Source organism: Uliginosibacterium silvisoli (assembly GCF_036017035.1).
In the GTDB taxonomy this organism is placed as follows: Bacteria; Pseudomonadota; Gammaproteobacteria; order Burkholderiales; family Rhodocyclaceae; genus Viridibacterium; species Viridibacterium silvisoli.
Genome location: NZ_JAYXHS010000001.1, coordinates 792,311 through 809,720, shown reverse-complemented (window position 1 = coordinate 809,720; position 17,410 = coordinate 792,311). Strand labels below are relative to the sequence as shown.

Here is a 17,410-nt window from a genome sequence, read left to right as displayed (position 1 = left end):
CCAAGCCGAGGGCCTCTTTCTCTAGGAGCCGCTAGATGTCTCTAACCATGGAGCCGCAATCTGCGATGGGCACGATTGCCGTTTTTTATTTTTCGCAAGACGAAAAAGCAGGGCACAGACTATGGAGCGACTTAGCGCGGCGTTACGACCCCTCATCCGTTGTTGAGTGGACGGAGTCTTCGTCTCAACTCTTCCTTCCTGCAGCGCGGACGATATGCCTTGCTCTCATAACTGAGAGGTGGCAGGAGGAGAAGTGGGAGTTCTTCAGGCGGGTTCTACGGGCAAAAGACGAAACGATCTTTGTAATTCCTGTTTTGTTCGCAGGAGCAATAGCTCCAGAGTCGCTCCGCAGTCTCTCTTCGGTCGAACTAGACTGGGACCACTGGGGTGCTGGAGTGGAAGCTGCTTTTGCAGTGATCCAGCGACTCTTCCCGGATGTGAGTACAGGCCAGGCAAGGATCCAGCTTGATGACACCGTTCTTTCTGCTCGTGCCTCAACATCATCTCCGCCTAAAGCTACTCCCAAGCGAGCTGCCAGAAAGCCCGATCCGAAGCCTAGCGCCAGAAAGTCCGAGACATTAAGTGGCCACCCGGAAGCGGTGGTCGCAAGTCAATTGTTCCGTGCAACTCTCCCAACGGCTTCTTCGGACGCCGTCGCGGAACGTGACGAACTTGATCGCAACAAGCTGACTGACGCACTAGAACACATGCTTCTTGAACGGAATAACGTTCGTCCATTCTGCATTGGGCTATTTGGGCACTGGGGAAGCGGAAAATCGTCGCAGATAGACTTCTTACGAAAACGTCTTGTCGAAGCCCATTCCAAGGGTAGACCTAGGGTGAAGGTCGCCGAATTCAACGCATGGCAGCACGAGAAAGCCGATAACTTGGCGGCGGCACTGGCGCAGGTAGTGGTCGAAGCATTGACGACAGGTTTGTCTTATAGCGAGCAACTCGCTTTAGCTTGGAAGATGGTCAAGAAACGGCATGCGGGAGAAGTTGCGGCAGTTCAGCGAGACATGCGTTTCGGCCGGACACGTTGGTTACGCATTCGTGTATGGATCGAGACCAGTTTGCCAGTTTGGTTGCCAATCTTGGCAATGCTGGCCGCATTTTCGATGATCTTGCTGCCCGTGAACAGCCCTTGGTCAATATCTTGGTGGGCTGCAATTCCTCTTACGACTGTGGGAACCATTTTCACTGCGCTAATCAGCGTGAAGAAGTTTGTCGCGGAGAATCTGACGCAATGGTTCAACAGGCTTAATGTGAAGGACTATGTTGGCAAATTACGCTTGCCGGATTACACGGCGCAACTCGGATTACTAAGCGAGATTCATCGCACTCTGCGGCAGCTATGCGGTTTGCGTCTAGGAGATGACGCACAGTCACAAGAAAATTATTTGTTACTCATCGTCGATGACCTTGACCGCTGTACGCCGAAGACCGTTAAGGAAGTCTTCGATGCTGTGCGGCTAGTCGCGGATGTTTCTCGAGTCATCACGCTAGTGGCGATTGATGAGCGAATGGCATTCGCAGCGGTGGAGAAGCATTACGATCAGTTTGCTCAGACAGGTAGAGAGCCTGCACTAGTGGCGCGGGACTTCCTTGCCAAGGTATTCCAGGTGGTAGTTACTCTGCCTGCCGTGAGTCATGCACAGATCAAGAAATTCGTTCTAACCGAAATATTCAAGGACTCTGCTGAGATTGCTAAGCCCGGGGACCACGAAGGGGCTGAAAAGGCAAAGGACATCCTTTCTCCAACTGCGAATACGCACGGGCCGACCAATAGCGGTGCACATCCTTCGGAGACACTCGGAGTTTCACCACAATCGGCATTCATCGAGAAGAAATACCTCGCGCAGTTTGCGGAGGAGCCAGAGATGTTCGCGGACTACGCCAATGGTTGCGGATTCGCAAACCCACGGTTGCTATGGCGCATGAAACAGGCGTGGATACTTCTCAAGCACTTGGCGCTGAAAGAGGGAGCGACGCTTGAAGAAGTGCGTGGTTGGATGGGAATTCTATTCGTGTGTGAGTGGTTACTCCAACAAACCTTGGATGAGCGAGAACAGCACCATTTGAAGCTTATTCAGCATGACGTGTCTGGATTTACTGCGGGGATCCCTGAGCACATCAAAAGCGCTATTTCCGATGATGTACTTGATACCTATGCTGATCGGCAACTGCTTGTATGTGCTGTTCTCTTGCCTGCTGGATCGTAACGAGCATCGGTCGTGAAGTGATACTCCGCCTAATATCTGACGACCTGCCGTGCAGTTTGCACTACGCCCTACGTGGCTCGCCATCGCCATATGGTTTTCGTCCGACTAGTGCGAATATCCGATGCGGCGTCAGCAAGGTCTCCTGTGGAAAGCGAGCTACTAACATCTCTGCATGCGCCGCATCGAATCGCGCCACTGCGTCCGCAGGCAAGCTCGCCGCAATCCCCGCACTCGCCCGAATCCGCCCGCGCCAGCTTTCGTGCGTGTAAGGCACATCCTCGTCGAAGCTGAACGATTGCAGCGCGTGGAAGCCGGCGCCGGTGAGGTCGGCGAATTCCTTGTAGTGGATGCCGTGGCCGCTGTGTGCCGTCCATGCCGGGTTGTGCTCGAGGATCAGCTTCTCGGTCGCCTCGACTACGCTGCCGGGCGCTGGCAGCCAGTCGAAATTCGTGCACAGCACGATGCCGCCCGGCTTGAGCAACCGGAAGCATTGCGCGGCGGCGCGCGGGCGGTCGAACCAGTGCCAGCACTGGCCGGCACTGACGATGTCGAAGCTGGCATCGGGCAAGGTGTTGTCTTCGATGCGCGAGGTCACGTAGTCGATGTTCACGCCGGCTTCACCATCCAGTTCACGTGCCTGTGCGGTGAGATTCGTCGATGGGTCGAGGCCAGTCACCTGACAGCCGCGTCTGGCGAAGCCGCGCGCGAGGCTGCCCGTTCCGGTGCCGATGTCGAGCAAGCGTTGTCCGGCAATGCCGACGCCATGCACGGCAAGGCGTGTGAACAGCGAGTCGGGGAAGCCGGCGCGATGGCGGCGGTAGTCGTCGGCGGTGCGGCCGAAATCGATGTTGCGTGCGGACATGTCCATGGCATCTCTCCGTGATGGGTGAGTGCCCATTGGAGAACTCCACGCTACGCAGCGTCAATCTTGATCGAGTAGATCAAGTTCATTCAGCTGCGAAGTTCAATCCGCCACGACCTCGTCGCTGACCTGGATGCGCCCGCTTTGTCGCGCCGCGCGCAGTGCCTCGTAGTCTCTTTCCGTCTGGTCGAGGTAGCTCATGGCGAATTCCGCAATGGCTTCGTCCAGCACTTCGCCGCTGCCGCAGTAGCCAGCGATCATGGCCGGGTCGCCGGATTTTGCATGCGCCAGTGCCAGCGCTCAGCCGCACAGCGCGCAGTAGGCGGGGAAGCTGTCGCGTTGGTCGCGGTCGTCGCTCGCGAGCTTGAGCCCGCCCTTCATGTCGGCCAGCTGGCGTACGTAGAAGTGCGTTTTGCCGACTTCGCCCCAGCCGAGAAAGATGTCCGGCGAGCCCTGCGTGAGGCGCTGCCCGATGATCACGCGGCGCCCTTGGTTGGTGACCGCCAGCTTGGCATCGACATACGGCGCCAGCACCGAGGGCTGGGCTTCCTTTACCTGCAGGAAGAGCGGGTCCCGGTGATCCAGTCCTTCCAGCAGGATGACCCAGCAGCCCGTACCGACGCTGCCGACGCCGACGACCTTGCGCGCCGAGTCGACGATGCGATAGCGCGACAGCAGGCGCTTGCGGTCGTGCGTGATCGATTCGAGATAAGAGGTCAGCATGCGATCGAGCGCCACCTTGGCGTCGATGCCGGAGTTGATTTTCGTCTCGCGCACGATCAGCGGAATGTCTTCAACGATGCGGTGCTCACCGTCGACCTGTTCCGTCATCTGGTCGAGCGTGCGGATGTGACCACGCGCGCGCGCCTTGCTCATCAGGCGCTCGGCCGAGTTGCGTTGCAGGGGCGAGACGGATTCGAGAATCCGCTGCTCGTCGATGCAGTCGTACCAGACCTGCAGGAAGCCCATCTCCGCATAGCGGCGGATGCGCTGGCGGTAGCTTTCCACCACCTTTCGCGCTGCCAGCCTTGCCGCGTTGCGGTTCTCGCCCATGAACACGGTGGCGACTGCGGCGCTGGCGGCGAGGCGCTTGAGGTCCCACTCCCACGGGCCAGGATGGATCTCGTCGAAATCATTGATGGCGAAAATGAGGTTGCGCTCGGCCGAGCCGAACAGCCCGAAGTTGGCGACGTGCATGTCGCCGCAAGCCGCCACGGGCAGGCCGGTGACCGGCGTGTTCGACAGGTCATTGGCCATCACCGTGGCCGAGCCGCGCAGGAAGGCAAAGGGCGAGGTCAGCATGCGGCCGAAGCGCACCGGCACCAGTTTCTGCACGCGCGTGCGGTTCTGCTTCTCCAGCATGGAGATCGGATCTGGCCGCTTGGGGGCGGGTGCGTAGTTCGCGTGCGACGTGCGCGGCACGCCTTGCCGAAGCGCCCGGCCGGCGCTCAGTCGCTCATCGAGCGAAGGACGTTTGGCGGTGAAACTTTCGAGCAGCTCCATCTCCTCGTCGGCCGCCAGCATCTGTCGGTAGCTATTGTCGATACCCGCATCCAGTTTCGCGACGGCCATGGTCATCTCCTCGTGAGGCATGAACTCATTGAATACCACCAGCATTGGATAGCAAGTCGCCCTGGCTGGTTCCATCGCAGGTTCCGTCGCAGTCAAGCTTGATTGGCCGGATCAAGCTGGCTGCGGCGATGCGTGGGTGCGATGATGGCGCCATGCGATCAACCGGCCCACGATTCCTTGACGCCAGCGCGGCGGCGCAGCTGCTTGGCGTAACCCGCCAGACCCTCTACAGCTACGTTAGCCGTGGACTGTTGCGCGCGCACGCTGCGCCAGCTGGCCGTGGCAGCGTCTATGCGCGTGCCGAAGTGGAGCGGCTTGCCTTGCGGGCGGTGCAGGGGCGCAAGCCACGCGCGGCGGCGCGGCGCAGCCTGGACTTCGGTCTACCCGTTCTCGAATCCTCCCTCAGCCTGATTGCAGACGGTGAGCTGTGGTACCGCGCGCAGCGCGCAAGCGTGCTGGCGGAGAGCAGTACTCTGGAAGAGGTCGCCGCATTGCTGTGGGGCTGTGGCGATGAAATTCCATTTGCATCCATGCCGCCGCATGTCGATACACCAGTGATCGCCGAAGCGTCGCCGCTGGAACGCGCCATGGCCGCCCTGCCTGCGATGGCGATACAACTGACACCCTTGCCGCACGAGGCATCGCCAGCGGAACGACATGCGCGTTGTGCGACACTGGTCCGCTGCATGGCGGCCGCCTTGCTGAACACACCTGTCTCGGCTGCGCCCCTGCACGAACAATGTGCTACCGCATGGGGCGTGGATGCGGCGAGCGCTGCGAGCCTGCGTGCCGCGCTGGTGCTGTGTGCCGACCACGAGCTGAACGCATCGAGCTTCGCGGCGCGTGTCGTGGCCTCCACGAACGCGCAGTTGCATGCTGCCGTGCTGGGCGGGCTGGCGGCGCTATCCGGACCACGTCATGGCGCGGCCAGCGAGGCCGTCGAAGTGTTGTGGGATCAGCTCGCGGCGGATACGACAGACGCACTCGTGGCGCGCGTCCTCGAAACGCGCAGCAGCGTGCCTGGCTTTGGCCATCGCCTGTATCCCTCTGGTGACCCGCGTGCCACCAGCATCCTCGCGCGCCTGCCGGTGCAGCCCGAGCTGGCCGCCCTGTGCGGAGCGGTGCAGGCACGTTGCGGCGAACTGCCCAATCTCGACCTGGCATTGGTCGCACTACGGCGTGCGCTGGGTCTGCCGCGCGGCAGCGCCAGCATCATCTTTGCCTTGGGCCGCACAGTCGGCTGGCTGGCACATGCGCTGGAACAGCAGGAGCAGGGTGCCTTGATCCGCCCGCGTGCCAGCTATGTCGGTGAGTTGCCGAGTCCGTCAGCAGCGATGCCAGTTGGGCGAATTGTCAAGATGAAACACCGCTGATGCAGGGCTACTCCACAGCTGAAGCGCATACTTTGACTAAATCATTCCTGTTTGCATGCCGCCGGATCGTGACTGTCAGAACCCCTCGCAGGTAATTTCATGCACAACAGAAGTACCCTCACGAATCTCCCTTTCCTCCTTCTCTTCGCGCTTGCATGGGCCTCCGCAGCACAGTGCGCGCCGGACACCAACGTCGCATCAAGAGTCGTGGATCTGGACGAAACCATCCTGGTGCGCGGCCTTGACTTCAGCCCTGACGGCACCTTGCTTGCAGCGGCATCGTCGTTTGAAACGATCAACATCTGGAACTGGCGAGAGAAGCGAGTCGTACGGAAACTCGAAAAGACGGCAGGTGCCTCCAGTGGTTTGACGACCAGACCCATGCGCTTCAGTCCCGACGGCACATATTTTGCGACGTGCCACGATGGAGGTAAAGGCGAAGTCGTGATACGCGTCTGGCGTACAGATACCTGGGCTATTGTCACTGACATCGGCGACCCGATCCTCGGCGGCTGCTCGGCCATCGACTTCACTCCAGACGGACAGTATCTGGTCCGTACAACGATGAGGAATCCGAACCGGCCGGCATGCACCCTGTGTATCTATTCAACGCGGGACTGGACGCTCAAGCGCGGCCTGAGCACGATACCGTTCTACCCCAGCGCATTGGCAATCAGCCCGGACGGGGCGCTGATTGCAATGGGTGGCACCTCCTTCCAACCGTCAGGTTCCCAGACCGAGGAGATCCGCATCGTAAACACCGAAGATACCGGCTCCGTTCGCGTCATCCCCGAGACAATGGCTCTCCATTTCGGACAGTTGTCATGGAGTCCTGACAGCAAGCGCCTGGCAGCCGCGGGACGCCGCGCTTGGGATGGAGGTGCGAATGGTGGGCACGGGCAATTCACCGGTGCGCCAGACAATTTCGCCATCTTCGAGGTTGCAACCGGCCGCAAGCTAAGTGGCGAGCAATGGGGCAAGCAGGTTAGCCGTTATTCGTTGGCGTTCAGCCCGGATGGCAGGTATCTACTGGAGGGCGGTACGGACGGAAGCGGCGTGAAAATATGGGATAACCAGCATATGCGCCTGCTGCAAGGCATAGACGTTAGCGCTGGAAGTGTCTCGGCAGCGCGAGGCGGACCGTATTTTGCCGTCGGAAGTGAAGGCAAGATCACCGTCTGGAAATTTGAATAGAAGCTGATGTTGCCAGTACCGGCAACAGGCACCACTTGAAATTAGAAAAATTTTTCTAGACAATTAGAAAAGATTTTCTATATTCAGCTCATGCCTTCCTCTAGCAAACAAACCGGCAAGCAGCCAGCGCAGAACGCGCCGGCCAACTACGCCATCGGGCATGAAACGCGCAGCGCCTTGCTGGATGCGGCGACCGAGGTCTTTCTCGAACATGGTTTTCGCTCCGCACGCGTGCAGGACATTGCCGAGCGCGCCAGCATTCGCCTCTCAGCCATCAACTATCACTTCGGTGGCAAGGAAGGCCTTTACCTCGCCGTGCTGCAGCAGCATGCGGACGCGGCCATCGAGCACCTGCCGCTGACGCCGCCCGATCCTGGGTTGCCACTGAAAGAGCGTTTCGCCTTCGTGGTGCGCGCACTGGCCTATCGCATGCTCGATACCACATCGCCCTCGCGTATCGGGCCGCTGCTGGTGCGCGAAGTCGTCAGCCCGACCGCTGCGCTGGATGTGATGTTCGAGCGTTTCACCAAACCGCAGGCGCAGGTGCTGATGGGCATCGTCAGCGAGATCCTGTCCGCTGACGGGAAGAGTGCAGCGACGTCTGACGTCCTGCTGCGCGCCATGCTCAGCGTGGTCGGGCAATGCATGATGTATCGCGTCGGCATGCCGCTGATCGAACGCCTGAATCCCGCTTTCCTGCAGCGCGAGCAGTGGCTCGACGAGGTCGTCACGCATGTCGTCGAATTCTCGTGGGCGGGTCTGCAATTCATGGCAAAGCAGCGAAGCAAGGTCGCAGCAGCAGGGAGTGCCCCCAAGGCAAAAAGGAAAGCATCATGAACGTACGGTATGCAATGGCGATATGCGTCGCGCTGGCGCTGGCGCTGGTGGCCTGCGAGAAACGCGATCCGGATCTGATCAATGGCTACGTAGAAGTCGAGCCCGTGCGCGTGGCGGCACCGCTTGCTGGTCGCCTCGTGAAGCTCTCCGTGCAGCGCGGTGACGAGGTCGCTGTCGGCAGGCCGCTGTTCGTGCTCGACACGGATCGCGAGGTGGCCGCCGTTGCGCAGGCGCAAGCCCAGGTCAGCAAGGCTGAAGCGCAGCAGGCCGATCTCTCCAAGGGCAAGCGGCGTGACGAGCTGGCGGCAATCGACGCTGGCATCGCGGCGGCGCGCGCGGCCTTGCGCCAGTCCGAAGCCGATCTCGCGCGTCAGCAGAAGCTGGCCGATGCGCAGTTCGTGTCGCCCAATGCCTTGTCCGCGTTGACTGCCAAGCGCGATGCCGACGCTGCGCAAGTGCGCCAGCTCGAAGCCGACCTGCGCAGCGCACGACTCGCCGCGCGTGACGATGAACGCGATGCCGCAGCTGCGGAAGCACGTGCCACACGTGCAGCCCTCGCGCAAAGCCAGTGGAGCGTCGACCAGAAATCCCTGAAGTCGCCGGTGGCTGCGCGCGTCGAGGACACGCTCTACCGCGAAGGCGAGTGGGTCAACGCGGGCAGCCCCATCGTCAGCCTGCTGGCGCCGGATGGAATCAAGCTGCGCTTCTTCGTGCCCGAGGTGATGCTGCCGCGTGTGAAGGCTGGCGCACGCGTGCAGGTGACATGCGATGGCTGCGACGGCGCGATTCCAGCGACGATCCGCTACATCGCCCGCGAAGCCGAATTCACGCCACCGGTCATCTACAGCCGCGAGAATCGCGAACGCCTCGTGTTCCTCGTCGAGGCCTGGCCCAGCGTGGCCGATGCCGCGCGCCTGCATCCTGGTCAGCCCGTCGAAGTGCGCCTCGGAGCTGCGCAATGAAAGTTGCCGAGGCTTCTCCCGACATCGTCATCGACGTCGAAGGGCTCACCAAGCGCTATGGCACGAAGACCGTCGTTGACGGCCTCTCGATGCAGGTGCGGCGCGGCGAGATCTACGGCTTCCTCGGCCCCAACGGCTCGGGCAAGACCACCAGCATCCGCATGATGTGCGGCCTGCTCACGCCGGATGGCGGCAGTGGTCACACACTGGGGCTGGACGTGGTGAAGGAGTCTGCCGACATCAAGCGCCGCGTCGGCTACATGACGCAGAAGTTCGGCCTGTATGACGATCTCTCCATCCGCGAGAACCTCGATTTCGTCGCGCGCATGTACAGCATGGACCGGCGCCGCGAACGCGTCGATCAGGCGCTCACGCGCCTCGGCCTCGACAGTCGCCAGAAGCAGCTCGCCGGCAAGCTCTCCGGCGGCTGGAAGCAACGCATGGCGCTCGCTGCCTGCATGCTGCACGAGCCCGAATTGTTGCTGCTCGATGAGCCCACCGCAGGTGTCGACCCGAGCGCGCGTCGCGATTTCTGGGACGAGATCCACGAACTAGCGGCAGGCGGCATGACGGTGCTGGTGTCGACCCACTACATGGACGAGGCCGAACGCTGCCACCGCCTCGGCTACATCGCCTACGGCAAGCTGCTGGCGATGGGCACGCCGGCCGAGCTGGTGGCGCAGAGCAACTTCGTCACGCGCAATGTCAGCGGCGCAGATCTCGGCGCTCTCGGGCACGAACTGGAAGCCCTGCCGCAGGTGGCGATGGTCACGCGCTTCGGCAACACGCTGCATGTGAATGGCACCGATGCGGCCGCGCTCGACGCCGCGCTTGCGCCTTACCGGGCACGCAGCGATCTGCGCTGGACAACAGGCGAGCCCTCGCTGGAGGATGTATTCATCCACCTGATGAAGACCGCAACAGACAACTTTGCTTGAGATTCACATGAAACAACACTACGACTTCCTCCTCTTCGACCTCGACGGTACGATCAGCGACCCCATCGAGGGCATTGGCCGCTCCATCAACTACGCGCTCGAACACTACGGTTACGCGCCGCTGCTGCGCGACGCACAATCGCCGTGGATCGGCCCGCCCTTGTTCCACAGCTTCCGCGCCTACACCGGCCGTGACGACGAGGCGCACCTGCATGAGCTGGTCGCCAAGTATCGCGAGCGTTATGCCGACGTGGGCTATGCCGAGAATACGATCTACCCCGGCATCGCCGAGGCGCTGCAGGCGCTCGCCGATACGGGTGTGCCGATGGCGGTGTGCACGTCCAAGCGCGCTGACTTCGCGCAGCGCATCCTCGAGCTGTTCGGCATTGCCCGGCACTTCAGCTTCGTCGATGGCGGCGACATCCACATCGAGAAGTGGGAACAGATGGCGAAGCTGCGCGAGCGTGGCATTGTCACTGAGCACGCGCTGATGATCGGCGACCGCGAGTTCGACATGCTCGCGGCACATCGTAACGGGCTGTCGGCAGCGGGGGTGTTGTGGGGCTACGGTTCGCGCGAAGAGCTGGCCGCACATGCGCCGGCGCACCTGCTGGCGGCGACGGCCGAGCTGCATGCGCTGGTGCCGTTGTGCGAGGGCAGTCGCTCGTGAGCATCGATCAACCCCGCTCCTCGTCATTCCCGCGTTCGCGGGCGTGACGGAGCAAGGATCCTTCAGTCATGCCATCCACCTTCAGTCTCTCCCGCCTCGTCGGCGTCATGCTCAAGGAGTTCATCCAGCTCAAGCGTGACCGCCTGACCTTTGCAATGATGATCGGCATCCCCATCATCCAGATGGCATTGTTCGGCTTCGCCATCAATGGTGACCCCAAGCATCTGCCGACGGTAATCGTGGCGCACGAGCAGGGGCCTTTCACGCGCAGCCTGGTACGTGCACTGGAAAATTCCGACTACTTCCGCGTCGTCAAGAATGATGCCAGCGATGAGGAGGCGAGCCGTCTGCTTGCCGAGGGCAAGGTGCAGTTTGCCGTAACTATCCCGGCCGGTTTCGCGCGCGACCTGCAACGTGGCGAACGCCCGGCGCTGCTGCTCGAGGCTGATGCGACCGATCCGTCCGCGACCGGGCCAGCCATCGGCGCCGTGCAGCAGCTCGCGAGCACAGCATTGCGTCGCGACATGAATGGTCCGCTGGCAAGCCTGCAGCCCGGGCCGCCGCCATTCGAGTGGCGCATCCAGCGTCGTTACAACCCGGATGGCATAACGCAATACAACATCGTGCCGGGGCTGATGGGCGTCATTCTCACCATGACCCTGATCATGATGACGGCGCTCGGTCTCACGCGCGAGGTGGAGCGCGGCACCATGGAGAATCTGCTCGCCACGCCGGTGCGGCCGGTCGAAGTGATGACGGGAAAGATCGCGCCCTACATCGTCATCGGCTACGTGCAGGTGCTGGTGATCCTGCTGGCAGCGCGCTTCGTGTTCGATGTGCCCTTTGTCGGCAGCTTCAGCCTGCTCATGCTGTGTGTGCTGATCTTCATCGCGACCAATCTCACGCTGGGCATCACCATGTCGAGCATTGCGCGCAACCAGACGCAAGCTATGCAGATGACGATGTTCTACTTCCTTCCCTCCATCCTGCTCTCCGGTTTCATGTTTCCGTTCCGCGGTATGCCGCAGTGGGCGCAGGTGATCGGCGAAGTGCTGCCGCTGACGCACTTCCTGCGGTTGATCCGTGGCGTGATGCTCAAGGGCAACGATGTGGTGGCGCTGTGGACCGACCTCTGGCCGCTGCTGCTTTTCATGACCCTCGTGATGGCTGTCGGACTCAAGCGTTTCCGGCGCACACTGGATTGAAGCCATGCACGTACTGATAGAAGCCGTCGGCAGTGCGGGCGATGTTCACCCATTTCTCGCCATCGGCCAGGCGCTCGTCGCGCGGGGCCACGAAGTCGACATCGTCACCTCTGCCTACTTCGCTGAACGTGTTGCGCAGGCAGGGCTTGGCTTCATCCCGGTCGGCACACTTGAGGACTACCAGCGCGCGATCGCGCAGACAGACCTGTGGCATCCGCGTCGTGCCTTCCAGGCCGTATGGCGCGAATCGAAGGACCAGATCCTGCCGGTTTTCGAGCTGCTGCAGCAGAACATCCGTCGAGACACGGTACTCGTCGGCAGCACGCTGGCCTGGTCCGTGCGCTTCGCACAGGAGCGCCTTAGCCTTCCTGCCGCAACCGTGCACCTGTCGCCGAGCTGCGTCTTTTCGGCCGACGCGCCCCCGCGCTTGCCGGGGCTGGGGCACTGGCTTGAGTATCTACCCGTCGGCTGGCGCCGCATGTTCCTGAACTGGATGGAGCGCAAGTTCCTTGATGGCGTGGTGCGCGATGATCTGAATGTCATGCGTGGACAAATTGGTCTGTCACCGGTCGAGAAAGTCTTCAGCCGCTGGCAGCATTCGCCGCAATCCGTGATCTGTGCGTGGCCCGAGTGGTTCTGCGCGCCGCAGGCGGATTGGCCGGTCAATAGCATCACGACGGGGTTTCCTTTGTGGCAGGCAGTATCTAATCCACCTGCCGCCGATATCGAGCCCGAAGTACCGTCATTCCCGCCAGCTTTACGTACAGCGAAGCTGCACGACGCTCCCCTCGCCCGCGTGCGGGAGAGGGGCTGGGGGAGAGGGTTGGAGCGGGAATCCAGCGGCGTTGACACCGGTTCGTTGACGCCACTGGATTCCCGCTTTCGCGGGAATGACGGATTGATAGAGCGGCACGTAAATAAACTCCCGAGGACTCTTGAAGAATTTCTGACCGCAGGCGAAGCCCCTATCGGTTTCACCCCTGGCTCGGCCATGGCCTTCGGCAAACCCTTCTTCGAGCGGGCACTGAGCGCCTGCGAGCAGCTGGGCAGGCGCGCTGTCTTCATCACGCCGTTCGACGAGCAGATGCCGTGGCACGGTGGCACCATGCCCGCGTTCGTGCATCACGCGCGCTACGTGCCCTTCGATGCGCTGGTGCCGCGCCTCGCCGCCTTCGTGCATCACGGTGGCATCGGCACGACCGCGCAGACCCTGCACGCAGGCGTGCCGCAATTGATCACGCCCTTCGCGCACGACCAGTTCGACAATGCTGCGCGTGTGGCGCGTCTCGGCTGCGGCGCGCAGCTTGCAGCCACCGCTTCTGCAGACAAGTGGGCTGCCGTGCTGGGGCGTCTTCTCGACGACGAGGGGGTGAGTGCGGCGTGCCAGCGCGTCAGGGCGTCGATGGCAGACGAAGCCGGCGTGCTTGCGCAGATCGTTGCGCGCATCGAAGCACTGCATCAGAACTGACGGCTCTGCGCGGTTGCCGATGGCAACGGGCAGCCGGTACCATCACGCGCAAACAGCAATCGTGGAGCCGTCCCGTGTCGCCCCCCAAAAGAACCGAAAACCCCGTAGTACGTCTCGTTGTGCTCTATCTCGTGATGCTGGCCTTCGCCATCATCGGTTACCTCGTGATCCGCGCGGGTGGCCTGACTTTGCCGGCAGGCATGCCGGCCGTTCTGCACGAGACGGCCGCCAAGGGCCTGACCACCGAACCGCTGGCGCATGTGCTGTTCGCGCTGGCCATCATCACCATTGCAGCGCGCGGCACGGGCCTGCTGTTCCAGCGCTTCCTTAACCAGCCGCCGGTGATCGGTGAAATCCTCGCCGGCCTCGCGCTCGGGCCGTCGCTGCTCGGTTTCTTTTCGCCCGAGCTGCAGAACTTCGTCCTGCCCGCAGCGGCCGCGCCGCTGATCGGCATCATCGCCAAGTTCGGCGTGGTGCTGTTCATGTTCCTTGTCGGGCTGGAGCTGGACCTGAAGATCCTCAAACAGAGCAGCCAGGCGACGGTCGTGATCTCGCATGCCAGCATCATCGCGCCCTTCCTGCTGGGCGCCGTGCTGGCGCTGGGCCTGTACCCGCTCTATGCGACGGCCGACGTGAGCTTCACCGTGTTCTCGCTGTTCATCGGCGTGTCGATGTCGGTCACGGCCTTCCCGGTGCTGGCGCGCATCCTCACTGACCGCCGCGTGCAGCGCACGCGCATCGGTACGCTGGCCCTGGCCTGTGCTGCCGTCGACGATGCAACGGCGTGGACCCTGCTGGCTTTCGTCGCCGGCGTGGCCTCTGCCAAGACGGCCGGCATCGCCTGGACCATCGGCCTGTCCATCGTCTTCATCATCGCCATGTTCTGGATCGCCCGCCCGCTGATGCGCAAGCTCGCCGAGCGTGAGGAGAAGAACACCGCGCCGATGTCGCAAGGCGTGCTGGCCGTCGTCTGCATCGCGCTGTTGCTGGCAGGCTCGGCGACGGAATTCATCGGCATCCACGCCTTGTTCGGTGCCTTCCTGCTCGGCGCGATCATGCCCCACCACGGCCGCCTTGCCGAACAGGTGCGCCTGCGCATGGAAGACGTGGTGGTCGTGCTGCTGTTGCCCGCCTTCTTCGCTTTCACCGGTATGCGTACCCAGGTCGGCCTGCTGCATACGACGGCCGACTGGCTGGCCGTGCTCGCCATCATCGCTGTCGCCACGGCGGGCAAATTTGGCGGCTCCTTCATCGCTGCCAGACTGGTCGGCATGGGCTGGCGCGAAGCGGGTGCCATCGGCATCCTGATGAACACGCGCGGGCTGATGGAGCTGATCGCGCTCAACCTCGGCCTCGAGATGGGCGTGATCTCGCCCAAGCTCTTCGCCATGCTGGTCATCATGGCGCTGGTCACAACCTTCGCCACCACGCCGATCCTGAATCTCATCATGGGCAAACGCGGTTTCGGTGACGAGCCCGCCGCACCGTTGCAGGATGTGCAGCGGGCGCAGCATTCCTGAGCTGACACGAGGCAATGGAAAAGCCCGGCGGTTGCCGGGCTTTTTTTTGTCTGTGTGAAAGGATCAGGGCAGTGCTCAGTCCTGTGGATACGCAGTGCCCGGCTCGCGCACGAGGAAGAAGTGTGTCGCGCTCTCCGACACCTGTTTGAAGCCATGGCGCAGGTAGAGGCTGCCCACCGGATTCCATTGCAGGTACTCGAGCCTCACTGGCAACGCCAACTCATCGGCGCGCCGCAGGGTGGCGCGCAGTAAATCCGAGCCGATGCCTCGACCTTGCCAGGCCGGCAGCAGGTAGAACTCGCCAAAACGCATGTGATCGGCGTGCTCTTCGACTGACAGCGTGCCGATCGGCAGTCCATCGATCTCGATGATGAACCACGGACGTTCCTGCCAGCGCTGGCCGTGGATCTCGCGCTGGAAGTCTTCGTTCCACGCCCAGCGCGCACGGATGTGCGGCCCCAGCGCTTCGCGTTTGGCTTCGAATGCAAATGCGAAGTCCTCAGGCGTAGCGGGCCGGAGGCGTGTCTGCATTTACGCCGCCTCGCGATTGGCCTCGCGCGCCGCTTCCGCCGCATCCGCCTCGAACAGCGAACGCAACTCGTCGGCCGCCTGCTTGACGGTCTGCACCAGCGCCTCTTCGTCCTGGTACACGGCGTGCTGGCGCTTCAGGTTGGACTCGTCGAATTCCACGAAGCGCGCGATGGCTGCGTCCACCTCGCCTTTGGGCAGTTTCATGCCCTGCAGTACCTGTCCTGCCAGCGCGAGGCTGCCGTGCCAGGTCTCGCGCACCAGCATCTTCACGCCGAGATCCATCAGCTTGTAGGCGTGGAAGCGGTTGCGCGCCCGTGCGTAGATGGGCAGGTTGGGGTAATGCCGGCGTACCAGTTCGGCCGTCTTGATCGACGCTTCCACATCATCGATGGCCAGCACGAAGATCTTTGCGTGTTCAATGCCAGCGGCATGCAGCACGTCGAGCCGCGAAGCGTCGCCGTAGTACGCCTTGGATCCGAACTGGCGTACGTAGTCGACGTGCGTGGCACTGGCGTCGAGCACGGTGAAGGTGATTTTCTTCAGAGCCAGCAGACGCGCGACGATCTGGCCGACGCGGCCGAAGCCGGCGATGAGCACCGCCTGGCTCGTCTCCTCCACCTTGTCGAAAGGTCGTTGCGCGCCCTTGTCGTCAAACTTCGGCGCGAGGAATTTGTCTTCGATGACGAACAGCAGGGGCGCGGCGAGCATCGACAGGGTGACGAGCACGATCAGCCAGTCGGTCTGCGTTCTGCTCAGCACATCATGCTGGCGCGCCAGCTGGAAAAGCACGAAGGCAAACTCGCCGCCTTGCGCCAGCGCCACGGCCAGTTTTCGCGAACTCTTGTTGGAGCAATCCGTGACGCGACCGAGCCAGTACAACACGGCGAATTTCACCGCCATCAACAGCAACACCATCGAGAGGATGGGCAGGGCTTCAGTGCGCAGCAGGCCGAGGTTGGCGCTCATGCCGACGGCGATGAAGAACAGGCCGAGCAGCAAGCCCTTGAAGGGCTCGATGTCGGCTTCGAGTTCGTGACGGTATTCCGAATCGGCGAGCAGCACGCCGGCGAGGAAGGCGCCGAGCGAGGCAGTGAGGCCGGCCACTTCCATCAGCAGGGTCGTACCGATCACCACCAGCAGCGCAGCCGCCGTGAAGGTCTCGCGACTGCCCAGCGTGGCAATCCATTTGAAGGCGGGCCGCAACAGGTGACGACCGCCGAAGATCACGGCAGCGATGATGGCGACTGCCTTGAACAGCGCGAGCACCTCGAAGTCCACATCGCTGCCGCCCGCCATCATTGGCATCAGCGCGAGGATGGGAATCACCGCCAGATCCTGGAACAGCAGGATGGCGAATGCATCGCGGCCGTGGCGTGCCGTGAGCTGCTGCTTCTCGGCCAGCGACTGCAGCACCAGCGCGGTTGATGACATGGCCAGCGCCAGGCCGACGATCAGGGCCGCCCGCCAGCCCAGCCCGAAGCCGAACAGCGCGATGCAGGCAATCGCCGCCATGCTGGCCAGCACCTGCGCACTGCCGAGGCCGAACACCTGACGCCGCAGCACCCACAGGCGCGAGGGTTGCAGCTCGAGCCCGATGACGAAGAGAAACAACACCACGCCGAATTCAGCGAAATGCAGGATGGCCTCCACATCGTCGATCAGGCGTAGGCCCCAAGGCCCGATCAGCACGCCCGCGGCAAGGTAGCCGAGCACCGCGCCAAGCCCCAGCTTGCGGGCGATGGGCACCATCAGGACGGCGGCGGCGAGGAAGATGGCAGTCTGGCTGAGCATGGTGGATTCCGTCGTAGCGTGTGGGTGTTGCGGATCGAATGCCATGCTAACAGCTGCGCCTGTGAAGGCGATCGTCGCACTCGATGAGCCTGGGTGGCGACCCTCTCCCCGGCGGGGGAGAGGGTCGCCCGAAGGGCCGGGTGAGGGTAAGCGGCTTCGCACGCGCGAAGTGATACGCCGCGAGTCCCCAGCTTCGCCCCCGCTGGGGAGAGGGAACGGCAAGCATCGCGCCTTGAACAGCATGCGCTATTGACCGCCGAGCTAC

General features: G+C 62.4%; 13 protein-coding genes and 1 pseudogene. 10 read left to right on the top strand and 4 right to left on the bottom strand.

The window, feature by feature from the left end; translation table 11 throughout:
• Positions 1-35 precede the first annotated feature (35 nt).
• Complete coding sequence (locus tag VVD49_RS03695; protein WP_327597775.1) at positions 36-2,222, top strand: KAP family P-loop NTPase fold protein; 2,187 nt, start codon at positions 36-38, stop codon at positions 2,220-2,222.
• Positions 2,223-2,283: 61 nt separating this feature from the next.
• On the opposite strand, the gene VVD49_RS03690 is transcribed toward VVD49_RS03695, so the two are convergent.
• Positions 2,284-3,090 (bottom strand): class I SAM-dependent methyltransferase, encoded by an 807-nt coding sequence (locus tag VVD49_RS03690; RefSeq protein WP_327597774.1) that lies wholly within the window; start codon positions 3,088-3,090, stop codon positions 2,284-2,286.
• A 96-nt stretch (positions 3,091-3,186) separates the two neighbouring features.
• Positions 3,187-4,446: pseudogene (locus VVD49_RS03685) on the bottom strand (DUF2252 domain-containing protein).
• 362 nt (positions 4,447-4,808) lie between these two features.
• On the opposite strand from VVD49_RS03685, the gene VVD49_RS03680 reads away from it, so the two are divergent.
• From VVD49_RS03680 to VVD49_RS03640, 9 genes are all read left to right on the top strand, one after another.
• Complete coding sequence (locus VVD49_RS03680) at positions 4,809-6,029, top strand: citrate synthase family protein (protein ID WP_327597773.1); 1,221 nt, start codon at positions 4,809-4,811, stop codon at positions 6,027-6,029.
• A gap of 99 nt (positions 6,030-6,128) precedes the next feature.
• A complete protein-coding gene (locus tag VVD49_RS03675) occupies positions 6,129-7,223 on the top strand; it encodes a WD40 repeat domain-containing protein (RefSeq protein WP_327597772.1) in 1,095 nt (364 codons plus the stop codon).
• A 90-nt stretch (positions 7,224-7,313) separates the two neighbouring features.
• Complete coding sequence (locus tag VVD49_RS03670; protein WP_327597771.1) at positions 7,314-8,060, top strand: TetR/AcrR family transcriptional regulator; 747 nt, start codon at positions 7,314-7,316, stop codon at positions 8,058-8,060.
• The gene (locus VVD49_RS03665; protein WP_327597770.1) at positions 8,057-9,022 is read left to right on the top strand and encodes an HlyD family secretion protein; all 966 of its coding nucleotides are present in this window, start codon (positions 8,057-8,059) and stop codon (positions 9,020-9,022) included. The genes VVD49_RS03670 and VVD49_RS03665 overlap by 4 nt, the downstream gene beginning before the upstream one ends.
• The gene (locus VVD49_RS03660; RefSeq protein WP_327597769.1) at positions 9,019-9,960 is read left to right on the top strand and encodes an ABC transporter ATP-binding protein; all 942 of its coding nucleotides are present in this window, start codon (positions 9,019-9,021) and stop codon (positions 9,958-9,960) included. Before VVD49_RS03665 ends, VVD49_RS03660 begins: the two co-directional genes overlap by 4 nt.
• Before the next feature lie 7 nt (positions 9,961-9,967).
• Positions 9,968-10,630, top strand: a complete 663-nt coding sequence (locus VVD49_RS03655; RefSeq protein WP_327597768.1) for an HAD hydrolase-like protein — start codon at positions 9,968-9,970, stop codon at positions 10,628-10,630.
• Positions 10,631-10,698: 68 nt separating this feature from the next.
• Complete coding sequence (locus tag VVD49_RS03650) at positions 10,699-11,835, top strand: ABC transporter permease (protein WP_327597767.1); 1,137 nt, start codon at positions 10,699-10,701, stop codon at positions 11,833-11,835.
• A 4-nt stretch (positions 11,836-11,839) separates the two neighbouring features.
• Positions 11,840-13,303, top strand: a complete 1,464-nt coding sequence (locus VVD49_RS03645; RefSeq protein WP_327597766.1) for a glycosyltransferase — start codon at positions 11,840-11,842, stop codon at positions 13,301-13,303.
• A gap of 74 nt (positions 13,304-13,377) precedes the next feature.
• Positions 13,378-14,823, top strand: coding sequence for a cation:proton antiporter domain-containing protein (locus VVD49_RS03640; RefSeq protein WP_327597765.1), 1,446 nt, complete (start codon positions 13,378-13,380; stop codon positions 14,821-14,823).
• Positions 14,824-14,898: 75 nt separating this feature from the next.
• Here VVD49_RS03640 and VVD49_RS03635 read toward each other — a convergent pair whose 3' ends face one another.
• Together VVD49_RS03635 and VVD49_RS03630 are read right to left on the bottom strand one after the other, a co-directional pair.
• Complete coding sequence (locus tag VVD49_RS03635; RefSeq protein ID WP_327597764.1) at positions 14,899-15,354, bottom strand: GNAT family N-acetyltransferase; 456 nt, start codon at positions 15,352-15,354, stop codon at positions 14,899-14,901.
• Positions 15,355-17,145 carry a monovalent cation:proton antiporter-2 (CPA2) family protein gene (locus VVD49_RS03630; RefSeq protein WP_327597763.1) on the bottom strand — a complete coding sequence of 597 codons (1,791 nt, stop codon included), beginning with the start codon at positions 17,143-17,145 and terminating at the stop codon, positions 15,355-15,357. It lies immediately after the preceding gene.
• Between the last annotated feature and the right edge of the window lie 265 nt (positions 17,146-17,410).